Below are 21618 nucleotides of genomic sequence, written 5' to 3'. Positions count from 1 at the left end.
GGCCGGTGGCAGTTTCGTGCCTGACGCCGTACCGACAATCCAACGCGGTCGAGCGGGCCCCGTCCCAGACCCCGGAACCCCGACACATGGGGGCGCCTCCAGCCCTCCTCCCCCACGCCCGCGGCACCCGAAGTAGGGTCGGGGCTGCACGCCCCGCGCACCCGTCCCGACCACTCGGCCGCCCTCACCCCGCGGCCCCTCCCCACGATCCGCTCCGCTCGCCACCCCGCGCCGGAGCTCGCGCCCCGCCCCCTCGGTGGCGCCGCCCCCCATGACTGACGAACGGCACAACGCACTGGTCCTGTGGTTCGAACAACTCGGCGTCGGCGACGCGGAGCTCGTGGGTGGCAAAGGCGCGTCGCTCGGTGAGCTCTACCGCCAGCTCGTGCCCAAGGGCGTGCGCGTCCCGAACGGCTTCGCCACCACCGCGCTCGCCTACCGCCGCTTCCTCGACGAGCCGGTCGGTCCCACGGCCTGGCACGCGGTCGAGATTCCCGAGGGCGCCGCCCACCTGCGCGCTCCGGTCGCGCGCACGGGCTCGCTCGGCGCCGCGCTCGACGCCTGCTTCGAGGGCGCCGATCCCACCGACCAACTCGAGATGTACGCGCGCACGTCCTACGCGCGCGCGCTCGTCGTGGCCGCCCCGGTGCCGGCCGACGTGGAACGCGATCTCGTCAGCGGCTACGCGCGCCTGTGCGACGAGTACGGCCCCGACGTCGACGTGGCCGTGCGCTCGTCCGCCACGGTCGAGGACTCCGCCGACGCCTCGTTCGCCGGCCAGTGCGAGTCGTACCTGAACGTCCACGGCTCGGACTCGGTCGTGCTGCACTGGAAACGCTGCTGCGCGAGCCTCTTCACCGAGCGCGCCGTCTCCTACCAGCTCGGCAAGAGCATGGATCCACTCGCGGCGGCGCTGGCCGTCGTCGTGATGAAGATGGTCCGCTCGGACCTCGCCACCAGCGGCGTGATGTTCACCTGCGACCCCGACTCCGGCCACCCGGGCGTGATCCACATCTCGTCCTCGTACGGCCTCGGCGAACTCGTCGTCCAGGGCACGGTCTCGCCCGACCACTTCACGATCTGGAAGGAGGGCCTGCGCCGCGGTCACGAAGCGATCGTGCACCGCCACCTGGGTGCGAAGGACCTGAAGATGGTCTACGGCAGCCAAGGCGGCACGCTCACCGAGTCGATCGACGTGTCGTCCGCGCGCCGCCGCGCCTGGTCGCTCGAGCGCGAAGAGGTGATCGAGCTGGCGAAGATGGCCCTGTCGATCGAGGACCACTACGGTCGCCCGATGGACATCGAATGGGCCAAGGACGGCCGCAGTCGCCAGCTGTTCGTGGTGCAGGCGCGTCCGGAAACGGTGCACAGCAAGCGCGAACAGGCCACGCTCACGCGCTTCGTGATGGACGCCGAGCTGGTGAAGCGACTGAAGACCGATGGCTCGCTCCTGGCCGAGGGCCAAGCGGTCGGCACGCGCATCGGCGCCGGCCGCGTGCGCATGTACAAGTCCTACGAAGAGGTCATCCTCAAGAAGCGCGATCTGCGGACGCGCATCGCCGGCGGTGAGCTGATGGAGGACATCCCGGTCGAGGAGCGCGTGTTCGACCCCGGCGACGTGCTCGTCACCGAGATGACGACGCCCGACTGGGAACCGCTGATGAAGGACGCGTCCCTGATCGTGACCGAGAAGGGCGGGCGCACGTCGCACGCGGCGATCATCGCGCGCGAGTTCGGCATCCCGGCCGTCGTCGGCTGCGAGGACGCGACGCGCAAGCTGCAGCCGCTGCAAGAGGTCACCGGAACCTGCGCCGAGGGCGACACGGCCTTCGTCTTCGCGGGGATCCAGCCCTACGAGCGCGAGGAACTCGAGATCGACCTCGACACGAAGCTGCGCACCAAGATCAAGCTGAACGTCGGCTTCCCCGGCAAGGCGTTGTCCGATTCGCAGCTGCCCGTCGACGGCGTCGGCCTCGCGCGCATCGAGTTCATCCTCACGTCCGAGGTCGGCATCCATCCGCTGGCGCTCCTGTACTTCCGCGAGCTCCACGACTTCCTCGAGAACGGCCGAATGGCGCCCGAACTCGCGCCTTTCGCGGACGCCATCCGTCGCGAACCCGCCGAGGAACTGCGCGGACTGTTGGGCGCGATCGACCGCCGCACCGCGACGTACGCCGACAAGCGCCAGTTCTTCGTCGACCGCGTGATGGAGGGCGTCGGCCTGATCTGCGCCGCGTTCCACCCGCGTCCGGTGCTCGTGCGTCTGTCGGACCTCAAGTCGAACGAGTACCGCGAGCTGCTCGGCGGCCGCATCTTCGAACCGGTCGAGGAGAACCCGATGATCGCCTGGCGTGGAGCGTCGCGCTACGTGGACGACGCGTTCCTGCCGGCCTTCGAGATGGAGTGCGACGCGCTGCGCTACGTCGGTCGTCGCCTCGGACTCGACAACCTGCAGCTCATGGTCCCGTTCTGCCGCTCGCCAGAGGAAGGTCGCGCGGTGCGTGGACTGCTGGCCGACCGCGGACTCGGCGCCGAGGCGGGCGTGCCGCTCTTCCTGATGATCGAGCTGCCCTCGAACGTGATCCTGGGCGACGAGTTCATCGACGCCATGCACCTCGACGGCGGATCGATCGGCTCGAACGACCTCGTGCAGACGGTCTACGCCGTGTCGCGCGACGACCTCGAGAACTACACCCACCCGGTCGACGCGCGCTCGCCAGCGGTCAAGCAGATGATCGCGCAGGCCGTGAAGACGTTCACCGATCGCGGCCTCGAGATCGGCATCTGCGGCCAGGCGCCGTCGGACCACCCGGACGAGGTGCCGCCGTTCCTGGTCGAGCAGGGCATCACGTCGATCTCGGTCACCCCGGACACGGCGGTGCGGGCGCGGCTGGCGGTGGCGAAGGCCGAGAAGGCGCTCGGCGTGGCGCCCGAGCAGGGCGACAGGACCGGACGTCAGACGGCGTAAGCGGCCTCTGGACAGCCATTTGGAGCGAGGCTTCAGGTCGCCTGGCGATTCGGCCGAGTTTCTACTACCCAGGTAGTACGACCTCGGTAGTTTGAAGCCCATGGCACGCCGCAAGACCACTCCCCGCTCCGCCAAGCCCGAGCGCACGCCCCAGTCCCGCCACGAACTCGGCGCCCGGCAGCACGCGATCATGACCGTGCTGTGGGAGGCGGGCGAAGCGACCGTCGCCCAGGTGCACGAGGCGCTCACGGGCGACGAGGCCCGTGCGCTGACGACCGTCGCGACGATGCTGACGAAGATGGAGGCGAAGGGCGTCGTCGAGGCGCGGCGCGACGGTCGCCAACTCGTCTACCGCCCCACCGTCACGCGCGAAGAGGTGCGGCGGACGATGGTCGGTTCGCTGACCGAGACGCTCTTCGGCGGGCGGCCGGAAGAGCTCGTCAGCCACCTGCTCGACGAACAGGCTCTGTCCGATGCGGACGTGGATCGCCTGCGCGCTCTGCTCGAGCAGCACGGGTCGGACGCCGGGCGCAAGGGAGGACGGCGCGATGACGCCTGATCCGATCCAGCTCGACACGGCCACGCGCATCGGCGCCTGGCTCGCGACCTACTGGCTGCACGCCGCGGTCGCGATCGGTGCCACGTGGCTGCTGGCGCGCACGGTGCTGCGCGACGCCCCGGCCGGCCTGCGTGCCTTCGCTTGGCGCGCAGCGATCGTCGCGCCGCTCGCGACGAGTGCGGTGCGCTGCGGAGTGCTCGAAGGTGGACACGAGCTGGAGATGGCCTGGCTCGGGCGCGCCGAGAACGTGACCGACGCGGTCGACGACAGCGCGAGCGACGAGCACGAGTTCGATGTCGCCGGTGGCGCCGGCGTTCCGATCGCGACGACGACCTCGAACGGGTCCGAGCAGGCGCGCCCGATCGACCGTCGCCCGTTGGGCGGAAGGATCGCGGGTCCCACGCCGAGGGTCGCGGGGCCGACCCCGCGGCGAGCGGCCGACACGCAGGCCACGACGACGCGCGAAGTCGCGAGCAGTGGCGCGGCGCGTGAGGTCGACGACGCGGTGAGTGCGTCCGCGACCGCACCGTCGGCCGGCGGCCCGTTCGGCGGATCGACCGGCACCGCGTCCGACGCGCGCGCCACCGGCCTCTTCGCGACCGCGCTGCATGCCGCGTCCAACGTCGATCCGCGCCGTCTCGCACTCCTGGTCGCCGCGATCGCCGCGCTGCTCGCCCTCGCGCGCTGGCTGGACGGCTGGGTGCGCCTGGGTCGCCAACTCGGCCGGACGCGCCCGCTCGACCCCGAACGGGCCGAACGCGCGGCGCACCTCGCCGACCGCATGGGCGTCGCACACGTGCGCGTGATCGAGAGCGACCGCGTGCGCGTTCCGCTGGCCTACGGCTTCGGCGCACCGCGCGTCTGCCTGCCGGTGGACTTCCACCTGGGCCTGACGCGCGCCGAGTGGGACGCCGCGGTGGCGCACGAACTCGCGCACATCGTCCGCGGAGACCAGCGCTGGCTGCCGACCCTGCGGCTCGTCGCGCGCGTGTTCGCGTTCCAACCGCTGAACAAGCTGGCGTGGCGCGAACTGCAGCGCGACAGCGAGCACGCCGCCGACGAGACCGCCGTGCGCGTGATCGGCGCGGCCGAGCCCCTGGCCCTGTGCCTGGCGAAGGTCGCGACGCGCGTGCGCACCGGTGGCGGAGCGTTGCCGGCCGCCGCGGTCACGGGCGCGCCGACGATGGCCGGTCGCATGTCGCTCGTGGTCGAGCGCGCCGATCGGATCCTGGGCAGCGCGAGCCGTCCGCCCCGTCGCGCCGGCCGCCGCACGCGTCTCGCCGCGATCGCGCCGACGGTCGTGGTCGCGCTCGCTCTGCCGCGCCTGACGCCGGCGGTCGCGTTCGGGCAGGCGGCGGTGGACGGCGTCGCGGGCGGTGCGCCGATCGACGGGCTCGCGACCGTGGGCGCCACCGACGCAGACCTGGGCTTCGAGCTCGCCAACCTGTGGTCGGCACCGAGCTGGGATCCGGCGACCGCGGGCGTCTCGAGCACGGCCCCGCCGTCACCGCAGGCCGCCCCGACGCCGCCGGCACCGACCGCGTCGTCCGCGGTCGCGGCCCTCATGACCGCGGAGTCGCGCGCGCTCGGCGACGAACTCGAAGCCGCGCGCGACGAACTGCGCCGCGCCTTCGAGGAGTCGGCGCCGGACGACCGCGCCCAGCTCGTCGCGGTGCTCGAGCGCCTCGAACGCCTCGAACAGCAGCACCTCGTGCTCGCCCGCCTCATCCACGAGCGCGACGACCCCGCGAAGTCGTCGACGCTCGCTCCTTCCCCGGAACTCGATCCCGAACGGGATATCCAACGATGAACTTCATCACTCTCACCGCCTCGGGCCTCGCCGCCCTGTCCGTGCCCTTCGCGGCGCCGTGGCTTGCCCAGGACGGCCAGAGCGCCGACGTCGCGGGTCGACTCGTGCACGTCACGACCGACGGAACGTGCGACGTCTCGTGCGAGGCGACCGACGGAGCCGACAGGCTGACCCTGCTGCGCACGTCGTTCGCGCCGGCGCAGGGCCAGGACGCCGCGCAGGAGGCCCCCGACCTCAGGATCGGCTACCGACAACGCCTTTTTGAGGAGTCGAGAGACTTCCCCGCCACCGCGATCTCATGGGAGACGGCCCTGCCGGCACGCGGCGACGACGAGGAGGCGGCGCGTGAGGAAGCCGCGCTGCTCCAGAGCGAGATCGCCGTCCTGCACGCGCGGCTGACGTCGCTCGAAGCTCTACAGGCCCAGGTCGGTCCGAGGAACCGCGGCCTGGCCGCCGAGCGGAGCGCCTCCCAATCGTCCGCGCTGCTCGAGGAGCTGCGCACCGTCGACGAGCGACGCGCGCTGCTCGACCTCGAACGACGCCGCGCGGGCGAGCTGCGCGCTCACGTGGCGCAAGGAGCGCAAGAGCGACGCGCGCTGCTCGACCTCGAGCGGCGCCGTGACGAGGAGCTGCGCGCTCACCTGGCGCATGGTGCGGCGGGCCGCACCCACGAACTGGACGCGCGACTCGAGCAGCTGCAGTCGGAAGCGGCCATGCTGGAGAACGTCGAGGCCGAGCTGCGCATGGTGCGCAATCTGGAGATGATCGCGGAGCTGCAGGCCCATGCGGTGAACGCAGCCGGAGGAGGCACCGGCACCCACGAACTGGACGCGCGACTCGTGCAGCTGCAGTCGGAAGCGGCCTTGCTGGAGGCCCACGCCAACGCGCTCGAGACGCGGGATCTGTGGAGCCAACTGGACACCCGCAAGGCGGCCACCGAGGACGCCGTCCGCGAACTTCTGACCGCTCTCCAGCCCGACGCCGCCCGAGCGCAGGGACGGCTCGAGTGGTTCGACGCTCGCAGCGACGACGAAGAGGAGCGCGCCGAGGACCTGCGCGAGTACGAGCAGGAACTGGCCGAACTCGAGCGCGAGAGCCAGCGGATCGAGAAGCGCGCCGAACGCCTCGAGAAGCGCCTCGCCAAGGCCGTGGAGAAGAACCGCGTCGATCAGGCCGAGGAGCTCGAGGACGAGCTCGCCGAGCTGCACGAGGAGCTGGCCGAACTCGACGAGGAGCGCGCCGAACTCGACAGCGAACTCGCCGCTCTCGACGGTATGTGGGCGTGGATGGACTCCGAGGAGTTCGAGGAGCACTGGCCCGACGCCGACGGCGGGCACGACATCGAGTGGTTCGACTTCGACAACGAGGACGTGGACGTCGACTTCCGCGAGCTCGGCGAACGCTTCGACATCGATCTCTTCGCGGGCGGCGGGTCCTCCGTCGGCGGCGGCCCGCAGATCGACTTCGAGTCCTTGTTCGGCGACGACGCACACTCGAAGTTCGAGTGGCCCGCCCCCCACGGCGCGGACCGTGCGGCTGGTGGCGGTCACGCGTCCGGCGGCGGACACACGATCAACGCCGGCGGTGACGTGAGCATCGGCGGCGGCGATCGCGATGCGGAGATCATCCAACTGCTGCGCGAGATCCGCGACGAGGTCCGCGGCCTGCGCAACGACCTCGGTGAGATCCGCTCGGCGCCGGCCGGCCGCGGCCGCTCGAACGGCCCGGCGAGCGTCGGCGACCTGTTCGTCCCGCGCGCAGCCTCTCCGAGCGTTGGTGGCGGACCGTCGACCGCGCCGAGCACGAGCTCGCCGTTCGGCGTCGGCAGCGCGTTGCCGCCGTCCGCACCGCGCGCACTCGCGAGCGGGGGCAGCGGCTCCAGCCCGTTCACAAGCGCCGTGCCGTCGGCCGGAGGCGCCGCGGCCCAGGGCGGTGGCGAGTTCCCGCCGAGCCGCTTCGCCGGCTTCCCGGCCCCGCCGGCCCCGGCGCTGCCGCCCGTGGCAACGGTCCCGGCGATTCCGGCGATTCCGGCGGTCCCCGCGGTCCCGCCGGTCGCTGGCGGGGCCAGCGCGCCGCGCTTCCTGCAGTGACCCACGTCGGCCGCCGCGCCGACCCGCACACCGCCTCCGTCGGGGAAACGGAGTCGGTCTTCGCGTCGCCGCCCCCGCCTCGGTTCGCCGAGTCGGGGGCGGCACTCGTTCACGGCCTGTGGATCGCGCTCAGCGGATCGTCGTGAGCACCGGGTCGCAGATCGCGCCGACGCCACAGGGCGCCGTCGGATCCAGCGTCATGAACGCGAGGTGGAAGCTCACGCCGACCAGCGACGGCTGCGCGGGCACGTCCATCGCGGGTGCGCTCGTCGTGCCGAACGCGTCGAGCTGGCCGATGAAGTCCGTGAAGACGGCGGACGGTGCGATCGACTGGAGCAGGAGCGTGTCGAGGTCGAGCGGGAAGGTCCGGCCGCAGCCGAGCGGGATGCCCGTCGAGATCGATCCGGACGCGGCGAGGACGTAGAACGCGTCCGGGTGGGCGGGTGCGCACAGGTGCACCGCTCGGCGCGCTCCGGCGAAGGGCGCACCGAGCGGCATGAGCGCGCAGTCCGTCGCACCGACGTCGTAGAGCAACCCGTTGACGGAGTAGACGCCGGGCGGGACCTGCTGGCCGCTGTTGTCGGTCTGGTTCCACGACAGCACGCCGACACCGCCCGGCGGCAGGAAGATGAGCACCTGCATGCAGAAGCCGATGAAGACCAGCTGGCCGTTCGCGTCGGCGACGATCGGGTGGCAGGGCGTGTACTCGAGGATCCCGGCCGAGTCGTTCGCGACCACCGACGGGATCGGACAGCCGAGCGGCCACGGGATCGGGGTCGGTGGCGTCGGCCCGCCGATCTGGGCGTGCGCGGTCGGCGCGACGGTGGCGAGGGCGAGCAGCGAGAGGAGCAGGGCGATCGGCGAGGTGCGGAGCATGGCGGTCGTGGTTCGAGGGCTGCGAGTGGCCTCGGCGCGGTGCGAATCCGCGTCGTAACGGCGGGGCTCAACCTACCCTCCGAGAGGGACTTGCGGCGTCGCGCACGCGCCACCCGCCACCCCCGCCGCCCTGGTGCGGTCTGCCCTCCCTGGGCGGGGGAGGAGGCGGCCAGGGCCTGGCGGCGGTTCGGTCAAGTGGCGGTGCAGCACAGGCTCCGTCCCGGTTCGGTCGGGACGGACCCAGCATCGGGCGCGCGAACGTCTGCGGCGCGCGCCGACGCCGAACGACGAGCACCTCGCGCGACGGCGCGCTGTCGATCGCGCAGCGCGACCCTCACGCCGCGACCCACATGCACGACTCGCGCACCGCCCCCACCTCACTCCCAGCGCGGCTCGACGCCCATCAAGTGCCGGACGAAGAAGTCCTGGCGCCGGCGCCGACCGTAGTCCGACTCGCCCGCTCCGTGGCCGGCGCCCGGGAACACGATCAGGTCGAAGTCCTTGTTCGCGCGGATCAGCGCGTCGGCCACCTGCATCGTCGAAGCGGGATCGACGTTGCGGTCGAGCTCGCCCACGGTCAACAGCAGCTTGCCCACCAACCGGTGCGCCTGGGTGACGTTCGACTGCTCGGCGTAGTGCTCGCCGATCGGCCAGCCCATCCAGGCCTCGTTCCACCAGATCTTGTCCATGCGGTTGTCGTGGCAGCCGCAGTCCGACACGGCCACGTCGTAGAAGTCGCCGTGAGCGAGCAGCGCGCGCGTCGAACTCTGGCCGCCCGCAGAACCGCCGTAGATCCCGACGCGCTCCGTGTCCATCCACGGACGCGACTCGGCGGCGGCGCGGATCCACGCGATGCGATCGGGGAAGCCGCTGTCGCCCAGGTTCTGCCAACAGACGTCGTGGAAGGCCTTGCTGCGCCAGTTCGTGCCCATCCCGTCGATCTGCACGACGACGAAACCCAGCTCGACCAGTTCGTGGACGCCGCGGTGCACGGCCCAGCTCTTAGGAACGAAGTGGCCGTGCGGCCCGGCGTAGATCGACTCGACGATCGGATAGCTCGCGCGCGAATCGAAGTCGGTCGGCGTGTGGATCACTCCCCAGATGTCGGTGAGGCCGTCGCGGCCCTTGGCCGTGAAACGCTCGGGCGCGCGCCAACCGGCCGCCGTCAACGCCGACGCGTCGGCCCGGCCCAGCTCGGCGACCAGCGCCCCGTCGGAGGCGCGGCGCAACTCGTGCACCGGCGGTTGGTCCACGCGCGACCAGGTGGCGACCAGGTACTCGCGCTGCGGCCCCCACTCGATCGTGTGCGTGCCGTCCGACGCGGTCAGCCACGTGACGCCGCCGTTCACCAGATCGACGCGCCCGAAGTGCACGTGGTACGGGTCCTGGTCGGGATACACGCCCAGGCCACGCACGAGCGCCGTGCCCGCGGCCTCGTCCACCTCGTCGACCGCGCGCAGGACCCAGGGTCCGCTCGTCACCGCGCGCAACTGGCCGGACGCGAGATCGACCGCGTACAGGTGATTGGTGCCACTGCGTTCGCTGGTCCACAGCACCTCGGCGCGCGATGCGAGATGCCGCATCCAGGCCTTCTGCGAGTAGTCGACGAAGGTGTCGGGCGCTTCCTCGACGACGGTGCGCAGCGCGCCGCTCGCCACGTCGATCGCGACGAGCGACAGCACGCGGTGGCCGCGCTGGTTGTAGCGCAGCGTCAGCGTCGCACCGTCCGTGAAGCGCAACTCGTCGAGACTCCACGGGTTCGGGAGCGCGGCGCGATCGAGCGGCACCTCGCGTGCGTCCTCGGCTCGCACGACGGCGATGCGCAGCGCGTCGATGCGGTCGCCCGGCTTGCGGTAGTCCATCGACTCGAGTCGCGGCTGCCCGCCGCCCTTCGGTGACGACGCGACCATGTGGACCACGTGGCGTTCGCCGGGGACGACGCGCAGCAGGACGGCGTGCGTCGAATCGGGCGACCACAGCACGCGGCGGGTGCGTTCGTCCTGCGGAACGTCCGCGAGGTCGACCGGCACCCGTTCACCGCTCGCGCGGTTCTCGAGTTCCACGCGCGCGCCGTCGGTGACCACGCGCCAACGGCCGTCGGGCGAGTTGGACGGGTCGCGCGGCGGCGGGCCCGTTCGCTCGGGTTCACGCGGGCGTGTCGCGAGCGCCGCGTCGGTCACGCGCACGAGCCCCGGGTGCCCCTGGGCCTCGAACGGACCGAACTCGCGGTCGTCGCCCGAGCGCACGAGCCACACGTGCCCGGCGAACGTGTGCTGCGCGTGCTGCTCGCCGGGTGCGACGCGCGCGTAGTCCCGCTCGCCCCCATCGGCGTCGAGCCACACCAGTCGCACCGTGACGCTCGAGTCGTTGGCGAACAGCACGCTCGACTCGCCGCGGCCCGGGCCCGAACGTCGACGCTCGGTCACGGCCAGCGTCGCGCCGTCGAGGTCGGCCAGCGCGACGCGTTCGAGTCCGCGCCCGCTGCGGCGCACGGTGAAGCCGTCGGCCCCACCGCCCAGCACGAAACCGACGCGCTCGCGGTCGAAGGAGAGGATGCGCAGGTCCAGCAACGCACCGTCGAACGGTCGATCGAGTTCCTTCGACAGCTCCGCCGCCAGCCGCTCGTGGTCGAACGCGTCCTCGAGATCTCCACCGCCAGCGTCCACGACCATGTAGCGCCAGCCGTCGGCGCCCAGCACGCGCCGCACCACCAGGCGGTCCGGCGCGAGCCAGACCGGCTCGACGCGCTCGCCCACGACGAGTCCGGCGAAGCGCTGGCGATGGGTGCGCGCGCGCTCGTATTCGGCGGCGCTGCCCTGGGCGCTCGCGAGGGTTGGAAGGGCCGTGACGCACGCGACCGCGAGCAGCAGGACGCGCAAGACGTGGAACGCGCGGGTGCGCCCGGTTCGAAGCTCGATCATCGGCGCAGTATCGCGGAAGGCCCGAGGTCCGCCGCGGCGTCGGTCGCGAAAGGTGCGCGGCGAGGTCGGGCGGGTGCGGAGGCCGTCGACGCGAGCGTCCGGTGCGTGCCGCCGCTTCAGGCCGGCGGCACGATCTCGACCAGTTCGCTCTCGAGCGCGCCGTCCGCGACCCACAGCCGCGCGAGCGTCACCGGCAGGGTGAAGCGCCGCGGGCCCGCCGAGCCGGGATTCACGAACAGGACGCCGTCGCGCCGCTCGATCGACGGGCGATGGGTGTGGCCGGTGACCACCACGTCGTAGCCGCGCGCCACCACGTCGTCGGGAACGTGGGCCGGCTCGTGCACGACGTAGACCGAGAAGCCGCCGAACTCGATCACGCGCTCGTGCGGCACGTCGTCGGCCCAGGCCCCCCGATCGTTGTTGCCGCGCACGGCTGTGATCGGCGCGACCGTCGCCAGCTCGGACAGCACGTCCGCTCCACCGATGTCACCCGCGTGGACGATGCGCTCGCAGCCGCGCAACGCCTCGAGCGCCTCGGGGCGCACCGAACCGTGCGTGTCGGAGATCACGCCGAGCGCCATGGGTTTCGACTTCTGCATCGTCGCTGCGAGCCGTGCCCGGGCCCGCATCAGAAAGGAGCTTCGACGCTGCGCTGCCGCGGACCGAACGTCCGAGCACCGTCCGCGGTGACCTGCACGATGTCCTCGATGCGCAGTCCGAACTTTCCGGCGAGGTAGATGCCCGGCTCGTTCGAGAAGCACATGCCCACTTCGAGCGGCACGTCGCTGCCGCCGTCGCAGTAGGGCGGCTCGTGGATCTCGGTGCCGATGCCGTGTCCGAGGCGGTGGCTGAACGCTGTGTACCCGTCGCCGTAGCCGGCCTTCTCGATCACCGCTCGCGCCGCGCGGTCGACGCCGCCGCAGGGTTGTCCGGCGCGGAAGGCTGCGAGCGCCGCGTCCTGAGCCGCGAACACCGTGTCCCAGGCGCGTCGGTAGTCGCCGATCGTGGACGCCTTCGGTTCGCCGACCACCCACGTGCGCGTGCAGTCGGAGTGGTAGCCGAGCAGCGTGCCGCCCGTGTCGCACAGGAGCAGGTCCCCCGCCGCGATCTCGGTCTCGTTCGTGTGCCCGTGCGGATCGGCGGCGTCGGGTCCGACCAGCGTCAGGTCCCAGGTGTTCTCGAGGCCGAGCTTCCGTTGGGCCGCGTGCATGAGCGCGGCGACCTGGGCGCAGGTCATGCCGGGTTCGACGTGCGCGGCGACGTGCCCGATCGCGCGCTTCGTCAAGCCCTGGGCCGCATCCATGATCGCGAGTTCGCCCGCATCCTTCACCGCGCGCAGTCGGCGCACGACGTCGGCACCCGAGCGCAGGTCGCCGTCGAACGCGGGGGCGAGTCGGTCGGTCAGGAGCGTGCGCACTCCGGGATCGACGAGCAGGGTCCCCACCTCGCGCGCGGCCAGTTCGATCGCCAGCTCGGCGTAGCCGTACTCGTGCTCGTCCCACAGGACCAGCGCGGCGCCCGACGGGAGGACGCGCTCGAGCACGTCGCGTTCGAAGCTGGGCGCGACGACCAGGACCTCGCCACCGCGGGTGACGACGGCGCCGAAGAGTCGCTCGGAGGGGCGCCACTCGAGTCCGGCGAGATAGCGCGCGGTGGCGCCGGGTTCGACGAACAGGGCGTCGGCGCCGGCCTCCTCGAGCAAGGTCGTGAGCCGCGCGCGACGCCGTTCGTGGTCGGCGGCGCCGGGCGCGGCGGGCAGGTCGCCGGAGGTGTCGAGTGCGGCGAGGATCGCTTCGGCGCGCGCGGGATCGAGGGTGGCGGAGCTCATCGCGGCGATGATAGCGGCTCGGTCCGGGCGGGGCGCGCGCGAGAACCGGCAGCGCGAGGGTCGCGCCGGACCTGCGCGCGTCCCACGAACCCGGTAGCGTGTCGCCCATCGAACCTTCGTCGCCACAGCACCCCGATCCGACCCGGGGCACCGATCCCAACGCCCGTGACGCGCCCTCGAGCGCCGACACGGCGACGCCCCCCGTGCCGACGATGCTGTTCGACGGCGTCTGCAACCTGTGCGACGCGACGGTGCGTTTCGTGCTCGAGCGCGACCGACTGGGCGAGCTGCGTTTCGCGGCGCTGGGGACGCCGGGGGCCGAGCGCGTGCTGCGAGCGGCGGGCGTGACGGACGCGTCGAAGCTGCCGGACAGCGTGCTCCTGGTGGACGCGGACGGGGTGCACGCGCGGTCGGAGGCGGCCCTGCGGATCGCGCGCCATCTGCGCGCTCCGTGGCGTTGGGCGGTCGTGTTCCGCGCGATCCCGCGGCCCGTGCGCGACGCTGTGTACCGCTTCATCGCGCGCCACCGCTACCGCCTGTTCGGCGTGCGCGAGAGCTGCCGTTTGCCGCGGCCGGACGAAGCGGAACGTTTCCTCTGACGGCGAATGGCGCGACACGACTCGCGCCTCACGCTTCACGCCTCGCGCACGAAGTGGTACTCGGCCGTCAGCGACACGTCGTGGAGTTCGCGCACCGCTCCGGTCGGGCGGTAGCCGAAGTGCTCGTAGACGCCGTGCGCGCGGGTGAACTTCGTGTCGCTCCACAGCTCGAGCCGCGCGAGACCGTGCTCGTGCGCCCAGGCGTGCATGGTCTCGATCAGCGGCCGCGCGAGGCCAGCGCCGCGACAGGTCGGATGCACGTAGAGCTTCTTCAGCTCGGCGTGGGGCGGCGTCGCACCGGTGCGTGCGGCCGCGGCGATGCAGCCGGCGACGAGGCCGTCGGACGCGCGTTCGACGACCCACATGGCCTCGAACGACGTGGCCGGGGTGCGCAGGCCGGGTTCCTCGTTCGGCACGTCGAGCACGCAGCCGGGGTAGTCCGCGAAGCACAGACCGATCAGCTCCTGCAGCCCGCGCGCGTCGGCGTCGCGCACCGGGCGCAGGACGAAGCCCTCGGGCAGCGCGCTCATTCCTCGTCTTCCTCGTCCCTGTGGATCGTGAGCCCGGCCTCCTCGAACAGCGCGGTCACCTGCGGCGCAAGGCCCCTCGCGGTCAGGTGGCCCGCGACCTCGACGCCGTCCTCGTAGACGCTCATCGAGTGACACTCGAAGCAGATCACGAGGTCGGTCACCTGGCCGTCCACCACGATCGAGAGGCCGTGGCGCGGATTGAAGCAGGCGGCCACGCGTCCATCGGAATCCTCGATGCCGCGCTCGACGAGCCGCACCAACAGGTCGCGCCGGGACGGGTCGTCCACGTCGGCCGAGCCGAGGATCCGGTAGCCGTGGAACGTCTCGCTGTCGTCGTCGACCGGTTGGCCGTCCTCGTTCCTAACCAGGTACGGGTACAGCGCGTGGATCGTCATGGCGTCGGATTGCGCCAGCCCCGCGAGCACGCCGGTCGCCACGACGGGCGTTGGAGCGCAGGCCACGGCGAGCACACCGGCCGCGGCGACAAGGAGGTGGCGGATCCGGTTCATCGCCACACGGTAGCGGCTGCCGCGTTTCGTGCGGCGCGCCGGATCGCTCGCGGTACCCTGCCCTCCGCATGTCCCTCGACGTCCCCCCCACCGCGCGCGGCGGCGCGATCGGCGCCCCGTGGCGACTCGCTCTGCGCACGAGCGGAGCGATCGACGCCCTGAGTCGCGCGGTCGGCGCACTGGCCGCCTGGGCCACGCTGCCGATGATCGGCCTGGCCGTCGCCGCCGCGATCACGGCCATCACCGATCGCCACCTGGGCACGTCCTGGTCGAGCGCCGCCCTCGTCGAGGGCCAGTGGTACCTGTTCGCGTTCGTGTTCCTGCTCGGCGCGCCGGTGACGCTGTTGCGCGGTGCACACGTGCGCGTCGACGCCCTGTTCGGGCGTTTCGGCGTGCGCGGGCGCCACTGGATCGACCTGGTCGGCGGACTTTTGTTCGTGCTGCCCTTCTGCGTCTTCGGATTCGTCGAGTCCTGGGACTACGTGGCGCGTTCGTGGTCGATCTCGGAGGGCTCGCCCGATCCCGGCGGCCTGCCGCGCTATCCGGTGAAGACGCTGATCCTGGTCGCGCTCGGGCTGCTGTTCCTGCAGGGCGTCGCGCAGTGCATCAAGCACGCGGCGGCGCTCGTGGGCGTCCCGGCAGCCCTGATGGACCTGCCGCCCAGTCACGTGGATCGAGGCAGCGCGGACCGGACCGACGAGGAACTCGCGCGATGAGCGGAGCCGCCTGATGGAGTACGAGTGGCTCGGTCCCGCGCTGTTCCTCGCGGCCTTCGTCCTGATCTTCCTGGGCTATCCGGTCGCGTTCTCGTTGGCCGGGAGCGCGCTCGCGTTCGCCTGGATCGGCGTCGAGCTCGACGTCTTCCCGGTCGGGATCCTGGGTGCCTTCCCGTCGCGCGTCTTCGGCGTGATGTCGAACCAGGTGCTGATGGCGGTGCCGTTCTTCATCTTCATGGGCACGACGCTGCAGCGTTCGCGTCTGGCCGAGGATCTGCTGCACACCGTCGGGCTGATCTTCGGCGCGCGGCGCGGCGGACTGGCGCTCGCGGTCGTGATCGTGGGCACGCTGCTCGCCGCGGCCACCGGCGTCGTCGGCGCGTCGGTCGTGGCGATGGGCATGATCTCGCTGCCGATCATGCTGCGCTACGGCTACAAGGCCGAGCTCGCCACGGGCGTCATCGCGGCCTCCGGCACCCTGGGTCAGATCGTGCCGCCCTCGGTGGTGCTGGTGGTGCTGGGCGATCAGATGGGCGTCGGCGTCGGCGACCTGTTCCGCGGCGCGTTGGTGCCCGGTCTGTCGCTCGCGCTCCTGTACGGAATCTACGTCCTCGTGATCGCGCGCCTGCGGCCGACGTGGGCACCGGCGCTGCCGAAGGAGGAGCTGCCCGCGAGCCGCAGCGAACTCTCAGGTCGCGTGCTGCGCGTGATGGTGCCGCCGCTCGTCCTGATCGCGCTCGTCCTCGGGAGCATCTTCGCGGGCCTCGCGTCCCCCACCGAGGCGGGAGCCGTGGGCTCGGTCGGTGCGCTGGTCCTGGCCGGGATCTCGGGGCGCCTGACGCGCGGCGTCGTGTCCGAGACGGCCCACGAGACGATGCGTCTGACCGCGATGGTCGTGATGCTCTTGATCGGCGCGACGCTGTTCACGCTGGTGTTCCGCGGCCTGCACGGCGACGAGTGGATCCAGCGCTCGCTGACGTCGCTCCCGGGCGGACGCGTCGGACTCCTGATCGTCGCGAACCTCGTCGTCTTCGGCCTCGGCTTCTTCCTCGACTTCTTCGAGATCGCGTTCATCGTCATCCCGTTGCTCAGCAGCGCGATGACGAAGCTCGGCTTCAGCGACACCGAGCGCGTCTGGGTCGGCGTGTTGCTGGCGCTGAACCTGCAGACGTCGTTCCTGACGCCGCCGTTCGGCTTCTCGCTCTTCTACCTGCGAGGCGTCACGCCGCGCGAGGTGCCGACGGGCGCCATCTATCGCGGAGCGCTGCCGTTCATCGGGATCCAGCTGTTCGTGCTGGCCATGGTCGCGCTGTTCCCCGAACTGGTGACGGGGATGCTGCAGAGCGGCACGCGGCCGTGAAGAGTGGCCCGCAGAGAGTGGCCCGAAGAGCCGCCGGCGCGCGTCAGTCCAGCGGATAGGCGAAGTTCGCGTAGGCCAGCTCGGCGCCGCGGAACCACGCGTTCGAGCGCGTGCGGAACGCGCGCCAGGGCTCGAGGATGCGCGCGTAGGTCGGATCGGCGGCCGCCTTCGACGAGAGCATGTCCTCGGTCGCCGTGCGCGCCTCGCGCATCAGGTCCTGGGTGAACGGGCGGACCTGCACGCCCGCGTCGACGAGCCGCTTCAGCGCAGCCGGATTCTGGGCGTCGTAGACCTGCTGCATGTGGGCGGCGGCTTCGCGCACCGCGACCTCGAACATGCTGCGGAACGCCGAGGGCAGCGCTTCGAAGCGCGCGCGATCGACCATGAAGGTCAGCTCCGGCCCCGGTTCCCACCAGCCCGGGAAGTAGTAGTTCTCGACCGCCTTGTAGAAGCCGAGCTTCTCGTCGTCGTACGGCCCCACCCACTCGGTGGCGTCGATGCGCGCGGTCTCGAGCGACGTGTAGATCTCGCCGCCGGGCATGTTCTGCACCGAGACGCCGAGCGCCTGCATCACGTCGCCGCCGAAGCCGGGGATGCGCATGCGCAGGCCCTTGAGATCGGCCACGGACTCGACCGGATCCCGGAACCATCCGCCCATCTGCACGCCCGTGTTCCCGCCGGGGAAGGCGAGGACTCCGAACTGGGCGTAGATCTCGGCGATCAGCTCGCGGCCGCCGCCCTGGTGCAACCAGGCCTGCTGTTGGCGCGGCGCAAGGCCGAACGGCACGCAGGTGTCGAAGGCCAGAGCTTCGACCTTGCCCTTGTAGTAGTAGCTCGCCGTGTGGCCGACCTGGACCGTGCCGTCCTGGAGCGCGTCGAGCACCTCGAACGGGGGGACGTATTCGCCGGGCTGGTGAACGCTCACGACGAACGCGCCGTCGCTCATCTCCTTCAATCGCCGGGCGAGCAGCTGCGCCGATCCGAACATGGCGTCCAACGCGGACGGGAAGCTCGAGGTGAGCATCCAGCTCACGCGCTGGCGCGTGTGGACCGCGGGCCCGGCCCCGTTCCCCGACGAGCCTCCGCAGGCCGCCAGCGCCGCGAGGCCCGCACCGGCACCACCGCGGCGCAGGAGGGAACGGCGGTCGAGCCTGCGACGGTCGTTCGCGCTGTCGGCGCCGGTGGAGCGTGCGTCGTGCGTCGTGTCACCGTTCCGTTCGTGGTCGCTCATCCTGCTTCTGGTCGGTCGTCGGTCTCGAGGGGGTCGGAAAGAAGTTCCGGGCGAGACCCTCAGTGTAGTGGCCGTGAAAGCCTGTTCACACGGATTGATCTCAAGCAGGAGCGACGCCTGCCGACGATGAAGGACCGGCCATCCCATGTCCTCACCCGTCCGCCACCAGCCTGCTCCGCACGCAGGCCTCCGAATCCGTGGAAGAAGCGCGCTCCACACGGCGCGCGCTCGCGGCGCAGGCCGTCGCGGCTTCACGATGCTCGAGGTTCTGATCGTGGTGATGGTGCTGACCATCGCCATGACGATGGTGACCGGCACGATGGCCTCGGCCTCCAAACTCGGGCCTCTGCAGCGCGAGCGCGCGCGCGCCAGCGAGGCCGCCCGCGCGATGCTGGAGCTGCTGCGCATCGAGCCGTTCCACCGCGTCTTCGAGCTCTACAACAGCGACACCGAGGACGACCCGGCGGGCCCGGGCACCGCGCCCGGACCGCACTTCGCGGTCGACGGACTGCCCGTGCCCGAAGGCGACGCCGACGGCATGTGCGGCCGCGTGCGACTGCCGGAGGCGAAAGAGGCTGCCGGCCTCTTCGAGACCGTGGTGGACCCGCGCCTCGGGCTTCCGCGCGACCTGAACGGGAACGGCGAGATCGACGAGGACGCGGTCACCGTCGGCTACACGCTGCTGCCGGTCGAGATCATCGTCGAGTGGGAGTCGCAGGGGCAGGTGCACCAGTTCGCGATCCAGACCATGTTCGTGGAGCCGCCGGAGTGAAGCCCGTGCTCCACATCGAGGGTCGGAACGCGACGAACGGCGGCGGTTTCACGCTGCTCGAGGTCCTGATCGCGTTCACGCTGGTCGTGATCCTCCTGTTCAACGCGACGCAGCTGATCAACACGGCGTCCAAGGCGGGTGACCACACGGCCAAGCAGCAGGAGCTCGATCAGCTGGCCGACCAGGTGATCGACCGGATCGCGCTGGCCCTGATGGCCGCCAACGAGGAGCGCACGCTGCCCGCCAACAGCGCGCCCTTCAACAGCGACCTGATCAACTACGAGACGTCGCTCGGTGTCGAGGACGGCGAGACGGTCTGGAGCGAGCCCGAGCGCATCGCCCTGGACACGCAGGACTCCATGGTGAGCTGGTACCGCAACCCCGAGACGCCCGACGTCTTCAAGCTCGTCTGGGGCAAGCACGTCAGCGAGATGCAGATCGACGAGCTCGGCGGCAACAACGCGGACGACAACGGCAACGTCCTGATCGACGAGAAGGGCCTCTCGTTCAACATCGATCGCTCGAGCGTCCAGATCAATCTGACCCTGCGTCAGGTGCTGACGGACGGGACCGAGATCAGCGCGTCGACGAAGACGCGCGTCGCCTTCCGCAACTAGGCGGCCGGGACCGCCACTGGGGCACCACCGTGCCGCGACGCAGGTTTGCGGACGGCAACGGCCCGCGAGGCCCGACCCGCGCTCGCACGCAGGGCACGGCCGGCAGTGCAGCGCGTGGACCGACAAGGAGTTGCGTGCGAGGCGCGGAGTTTCGAAGAGGTGCCCTTCGGCGGAGCGCGTGGGCCGACCGACAACGGTGGCGGAGGTCCAGGACTTCGAGGCAACGAACCCGCACCTCCTATGGAACCATCCATGCACCACTCCACTCGTCGAGACGTGGCCACCAGGCCGCGGTCTCGATTCGTCGTCAGCGCGAACTGTGCGCCGAGCCGCCGCGGCTCGTCGCTCGCCCTGGCACTTCTGCTGGTCACCGCCGCCGCGCTCGTCGCGACACTCACCGTGCAGCGCGGCCTGCAACAGTGGCAACGCCAAGAGGCGTCGTCCGCGCAGAAACAGGCCTTCTACATGGCCGAAGCCGGCCTCTCCGAAGCCATCGACGCTCTGCGTTCGGGCGGCTCCGGCAACGTCGGCACGCGTGAGACACCGGCGCTCTTCGGCAGCGGCGGCTTCTGGGTCGAGACGGTCGTCGACGACCACGACGTCGCCCGCGTCACGAGCACGGGTCTGTACGACGGACACGCCTACCGCCTCTCGCAGGCGGTGACGCGCCCGCACCTGCCGCTCGCGGACGAGGGCTTCTTCGGGCGCCACGGCGTCGAGGTCGGCGCGGGGACGCGCGTCGAGTACGTGGCGTCGGACGCGAGTCAGGAAGCGACGCCGAACGCTGGGAGCCAGGCGCCCGGAGTGTTGGGTGGGCTGCTCGGCGGCCTCGGTCAAGGCATCGCTCTGCCGCAGGCTCCGTCCGAGGACGCGACGGTGCCGGCGGTTCTCGGGAGCGACGGTTCGATCGCGCTCGGCGCGGGCGCGAACGTCGCCGGCTCGGCCCTGCCCGGTCCCGAAGGCTCGGTGGACCTGGCGAACGGCTCGGAGGTCAGCGGTTCGCTGGTCCCGGAGCGCGATCCGCGACTCCTGCCGCCCATCGCGCTGCCGCAGGTCGAGGACCGCGAACCGGCCGTCTGGCCCGCCGCCCTCGACCTCGAGATCGAAGGCGGAGCGCGCGGCTTCGAGCCCATCACCGTGGGCACGGGTCGCACGCTGCGCCTCGTCGGTCCGCTCGCGCTCGTGACCGAGAACCTCGCCGTGCGTCCCGGTGGGCGCCTCGAGGTGGACACGACGAACGGAGCGGTCCACGTCTACGTCGAACGCCAACTGGCGATCGACTTCGGTGCGACGGTCGCGAACACGACCGGCGACCCGTCGCGCTTCGTGGTCCTCGTGGACGGCAGTCTGGGCGACGACCTGGGCGGCGACGGTGACGCGGACGACGCGGTCGCCTGGGCCGATCCGCAGTCGGTCCAGCTCGCGCTCTACGCGCCGAACTCGAACGTCCACCTGCCCGACCAGATCCACTGGCGCGGCGGCGTGGTGGCCCGGACGCTCGCCGTCGGCGCGGCGGCGGTGCTCGAGCTCGACCAACGCGTCGAGGACGTCCGCATCGAAGGTCGCGACCTGGTGGCCCTGGCCTGGCAGGTCGTCGCGATCCCTGGCCCCGAGCGCACCGAGCTCGCACGGGATCCGCTGGCGATCGCCCGTCGCGAGGGCCGCCTGCTGCCGGACGCGGCGGCGGCTCGCGTGCCGGCCGATGACCTCTTCGCCTTCGAGAACGAGGACGGTGAGACGTTCACGTACGCGGGCGCGAGCCTGCTCGATCTGTCGCTCGCGACCGTCGGTGCCGTGCTCGCGCTCCCGGCCGACGCGCTCGGTGCCGTGCCGGTCTTCGCCGCCTACGGCGCCGATCACTCGAAGGCGCTCGCTCCTCTCGCGTCCCAACGATTCGACCACGCCTGGAAGTACGCCCTCGGCAATCTGCCCGCCGATTGGGTGGCGGCGCTCGAGACCGGCGCGATCCCGCCCGCTGCCTGGAACGCCGTGGTGAACCAGGGACAGCTCGTCGAACCGATCGCGTCCGTCTTCGGCGATCCGAGCGTGCGCGGCGACATCGCCGCCCACCTGAGCGACGCCGGACAACACCCCGCGACGGCCCAGTTCCTTCTGGCCGCGCTCGACCTCTTGCCCTGATCGGTCGAGAGGGCCGACCGCGGGGCCGCGCCGTCCATCAGGGTCGGCGCGGCCCCGCGTCTTCAAATTTCGAATTCGTCATCAATGGGCCGG

The 21618-nt window shown here is 71.6% G+C and carries 17 protein-coding genes; 10 read left to right on the top strand and 7 right to left on the bottom strand.

Annotation, left to right across the window (positions count from 1 at the left end; genetic code table 11):
• The first annotated feature begins 271 nt into the window (after positions 1-271).
• The 4 genes from ppsA (at position 272) to Pla163_RS02345 (ending at position 7427) form a co-directional block, all read left to right on the top strand.
• On the top strand, positions 272-2968 hold the full coding sequence (gene ppsA, locus Pla163_RS02360; protein ID WP_145182981.1) for a phosphoenolpyruvate synthase: 2697 nt from the start codon (positions 272-274) through the stop codon (positions 2966-2968).
• Between the two features lie 100 nt (positions 2969-3068).
• Positions 3069-3527, top strand: coding sequence for a BlaI/MecI/CopY family transcriptional regulator (locus Pla163_RS02355; RefSeq protein WP_145182978.1), 459 nt, complete (start codon positions 3069-3071; stop codon positions 3525-3527).
• Positions 3517-5337, top strand: a complete 1821-nt coding sequence (locus tag Pla163_RS02350; RefSeq protein WP_145182975.1) for a M56 family metallopeptidase — start codon at positions 3517-3519, stop codon at positions 5335-5337. Before Pla163_RS02355 ends, Pla163_RS02350 begins: the two co-directional genes overlap by 11 nt.
• On the top strand, positions 5334-7427 hold the full coding sequence (locus Pla163_RS02345) for a coiled-coil domain-containing protein (protein ID WP_145182972.1): 2094 nt from the start codon (positions 5334-5336) through the stop codon (positions 7425-7427). Before Pla163_RS02350 ends, Pla163_RS02345 begins: the two co-directional genes overlap by 4 nt.
• Before the next feature lie 129 nt (positions 7428-7556).
• Here Pla163_RS02345 and Pla163_RS02340 read toward each other — a convergent pair whose 3' ends face one another.
• The 4 genes from Pla163_RS02340 to Pla163_RS02325 form a co-directional block, all read right to left on the bottom strand.
• The gene (locus tag Pla163_RS02340) at positions 7557-8303 is read right to left on the bottom strand and encodes a flagellar hook assembly protein FlgD (RefSeq protein ID WP_145182969.1); all 747 of its coding nucleotides are present in this window, start codon (positions 8301-8303) and stop codon (positions 7557-7559) included.
• 377 nt (positions 8304-8680) lie between these two features.
• The gene (locus tag Pla163_RS02335; protein ID WP_145182966.1) at positions 8681-11224 is read right to left on the bottom strand and encodes a prolyl oligopeptidase family serine peptidase; all 2544 of its coding nucleotides are present in this window, start codon (positions 11222-11224) and stop codon (positions 8681-8683) included.
• Positions 11225-11340: 116 nt separating this feature from the next.
• A complete protein-coding gene (locus tag Pla163_RS02330) occupies positions 11341-11805 on the bottom strand; it encodes a metallophosphoesterase family protein (RefSeq protein ID WP_145192312.1) in 465 nt (154 codons plus the stop codon).
• Positions 11806-11852: 47 nt separating this feature from the next.
• Positions 11853-13052, bottom strand: coding sequence for a M24 family metallopeptidase (locus Pla163_RS02325; protein WP_145182963.1), 1200 nt, complete (start codon positions 13050-13052; stop codon positions 11853-11855).
• A gap of 98 nt (positions 13053-13150) precedes the next feature.
• Between Pla163_RS02325 and Pla163_RS02320 the strand changes: the two genes are divergently transcribed.
• Complete coding sequence (locus tag Pla163_RS02320) at positions 13151-13651, top strand: thiol-disulfide oxidoreductase DCC family protein (RefSeq protein WP_419186224.1); 501 nt, start codon at positions 13151-13153, stop codon at positions 13649-13651.
• 35 nt (positions 13652-13686) lie between these two features.
• On the opposite strand, the gene Pla163_RS02315 is transcribed toward Pla163_RS02320, so the two are convergent.
• Together Pla163_RS02315 and Pla163_RS02310 are read right to left on the bottom strand one after the other, a co-directional pair.
• A complete protein-coding gene (locus Pla163_RS02315) occupies positions 13687-14181 on the bottom strand; it encodes a GNAT family N-acetyltransferase (RefSeq protein WP_145182960.1) in 495 nt (164 codons plus the stop codon).
• Positions 14178-14690 carry a hypothetical protein gene (locus Pla163_RS02310; protein ID WP_145182957.1) on the bottom strand — a complete coding sequence of 171 codons (513 nt, stop codon included), beginning with the start codon at positions 14688-14690 and terminating at the stop codon, positions 14178-14180. The genes Pla163_RS02315 and Pla163_RS02310 overlap by 4 nt, the downstream gene beginning before the upstream one ends.
• A 68-nt stretch (positions 14691-14758) precedes the next feature.
• Between Pla163_RS02310 and Pla163_RS02305 the strand changes: the two genes are divergently transcribed.
• Both Pla163_RS02305 and Pla163_RS02300 read left to right on the top strand, forming a co-directional pair.
• The gene (locus Pla163_RS02305; RefSeq protein WP_145182954.1) at positions 14759-15406 is read left to right on the top strand and encodes a TRAP transporter small permease subunit; all 648 of its coding nucleotides are present in this window, start codon (positions 14759-14761) and stop codon (positions 15404-15406) included.
• Positions 15407-15419: 13 nt separating this feature from the next.
• The gene (locus Pla163_RS02300; RefSeq protein ID WP_145182951.1) at positions 15420-16766 is read left to right on the top strand and encodes a TRAP transporter large permease; all 1347 of its coding nucleotides are present in this window, start codon (positions 15420-15422) and stop codon (positions 16764-16766) included.
• Between the two features lie 43 nt (positions 16767-16809).
• Here Pla163_RS02300 and Pla163_RS02295 read toward each other — a convergent pair whose 3' ends face one another.
• Positions 16810-17997, bottom strand: a complete 1188-nt coding sequence (locus Pla163_RS02295) for a TRAP transporter substrate-binding protein (protein ID WP_145182948.1) — start codon at positions 17995-17997, stop codon at positions 16810-16812.
• 145 nt (positions 17998-18142) lie between these two features.
• Here Pla163_RS02295 and Pla163_RS02290 point away from each other — a divergent pair, with 145 nt between their 5' ends.
• The 3 genes from Pla163_RS02290 (at position 18143) to Pla163_RS02280 (ending at position 21525) form a co-directional block, all read left to right on the top strand.
• Positions 18143-18769, top strand: coding sequence for a prepilin-type N-terminal cleavage/methylation domain-containing protein (locus tag Pla163_RS02290; RefSeq protein WP_145182945.1), 627 nt, complete (start codon positions 18143-18145; stop codon positions 18767-18769).
• 5 nt (positions 18770-18774) lie between these two features.
• On the top strand, positions 18775-19386 hold the full coding sequence (locus Pla163_RS02285) for a hypothetical protein (RefSeq protein ID WP_145182942.1): 612 nt from the start codon (positions 18775-18777) through the stop codon (positions 19384-19386).
• A 252-nt stretch (positions 19387-19638) separates the two neighbouring features.
• A complete protein-coding gene (locus Pla163_RS02280; protein ID WP_145182937.1) occupies positions 19639-21525 on the top strand; it encodes a DUF7305 domain-containing protein in 1887 nt (628 codons plus the stop codon).
• Positions 21526-21618 lie beyond the last annotated feature (93 nt).

Source organism: Rohdeia mirabilis (genome assembly GCA_007750655.1).
Lineage (GTDB): Bacteria > Planctomycetota > UBA1135 > UBA1135.
The sequence above is the reverse complement of the archived record's forward strand: the minus strand, read 5'-3'. Positions and strand labels throughout refer to the sequence as shown.

Excerpts from the sequence above, each read along its gene's own strand:
- ppsA (WP_145182981.1), top strand. The coding sequence starts at position 272 with ATGACTGACGAACGGCACAACGCACTGGTCCTGTGGTTCGAACAACTC.
- Pla163_RS02355 (WP_145182978.1), top strand. The coding sequence starts at position 3,069 with ATGGCACGCCGCAAGACCACTCCCCGCTCCGCCAAGCCCGAGCGCACG.
- Pla163_RS02350 (WP_145182975.1), top strand. The coding sequence starts at position 3,517 with ATGACGCCTGATCCGATCCAGCTCGACACGGCCACGCGCATCGGCGCC.
- Pla163_RS02345 (WP_145182972.1), top strand. The coding sequence starts at position 5,334 with ATGAACTTCATCACTCTCACCGCCTCGGGCCTCGCCGCCCTGTCCGTG.
- Pla163_RS02340 (WP_145182969.1), bottom strand. The coding sequence starts at position 8,303 with ATGCTCCGCACCTCGCCGATCGCCCTGCTCCTCTCGCTGCTCGCCCTC.
- Pla163_RS02335 (WP_145182966.1), bottom strand. The coding sequence starts at position 11,224 with ATGATCGAGCTTCGAACCGGGCGCACCCGCGCGTTCCACGTCTTGCGC.
- Pla163_RS02330 (WP_145192312.1), bottom strand. The coding sequence starts at position 11,805 with ATGGCGCTCGGCGTGATCTCCGACACGCACGGTTCGGTGCGCCCCGAG.
- Pla163_RS02325 (WP_145182963.1), bottom strand. The coding sequence starts at position 13,052 with ATGAGCTCCGCCACCCTCGATCCCGCGCGCGCCGAAGCGATCCTCGCC.
- Pla163_RS02315 (WP_145182960.1), bottom strand. The coding sequence starts at position 14,181 with ATGAGCGCGCTGCCCGAGGGCTTCGTCCTGCGCCCGGTGCGCGACGCC.
- Pla163_RS02310 (WP_145182957.1), bottom strand. The coding sequence starts at position 14,690 with ATGAACCGGATCCGCCACCTCCTTGTCGCCGCGGCCGGTGTGCTCGCC.
- Pla163_RS02305 (WP_145182954.1), top strand. The coding sequence starts at position 14,759 with ATGTCCCTCGACGTCCCCCCCACCGCGCGCGGCGGCGCGATCGGCGCC.
- Pla163_RS02300 (WP_145182951.1), top strand. The coding sequence starts at position 15,420 with ATGGAGTACGAGTGGCTCGGTCCCGCGCTGTTCCTCGCGGCCTTCGTC.
- Pla163_RS02295 (WP_145182948.1), bottom strand. The coding sequence starts at position 17,997 with ATGAGCGACCACGAACGGAACGGTGACACGACGCACGACGCACGCTCC.
- Pla163_RS02290 (WP_145182945.1), top strand. The coding sequence starts at position 18,143 with ATGTCCTCACCCGTCCGCCACCAGCCTGCTCCGCACGCAGGCCTCCGA.
- Pla163_RS02280 (WP_145182937.1), top strand. The coding sequence starts at position 19,639 with ATGCACCACTCCACTCGTCGAGACGTGGCCACCAGGCCGCGGTCTCGA.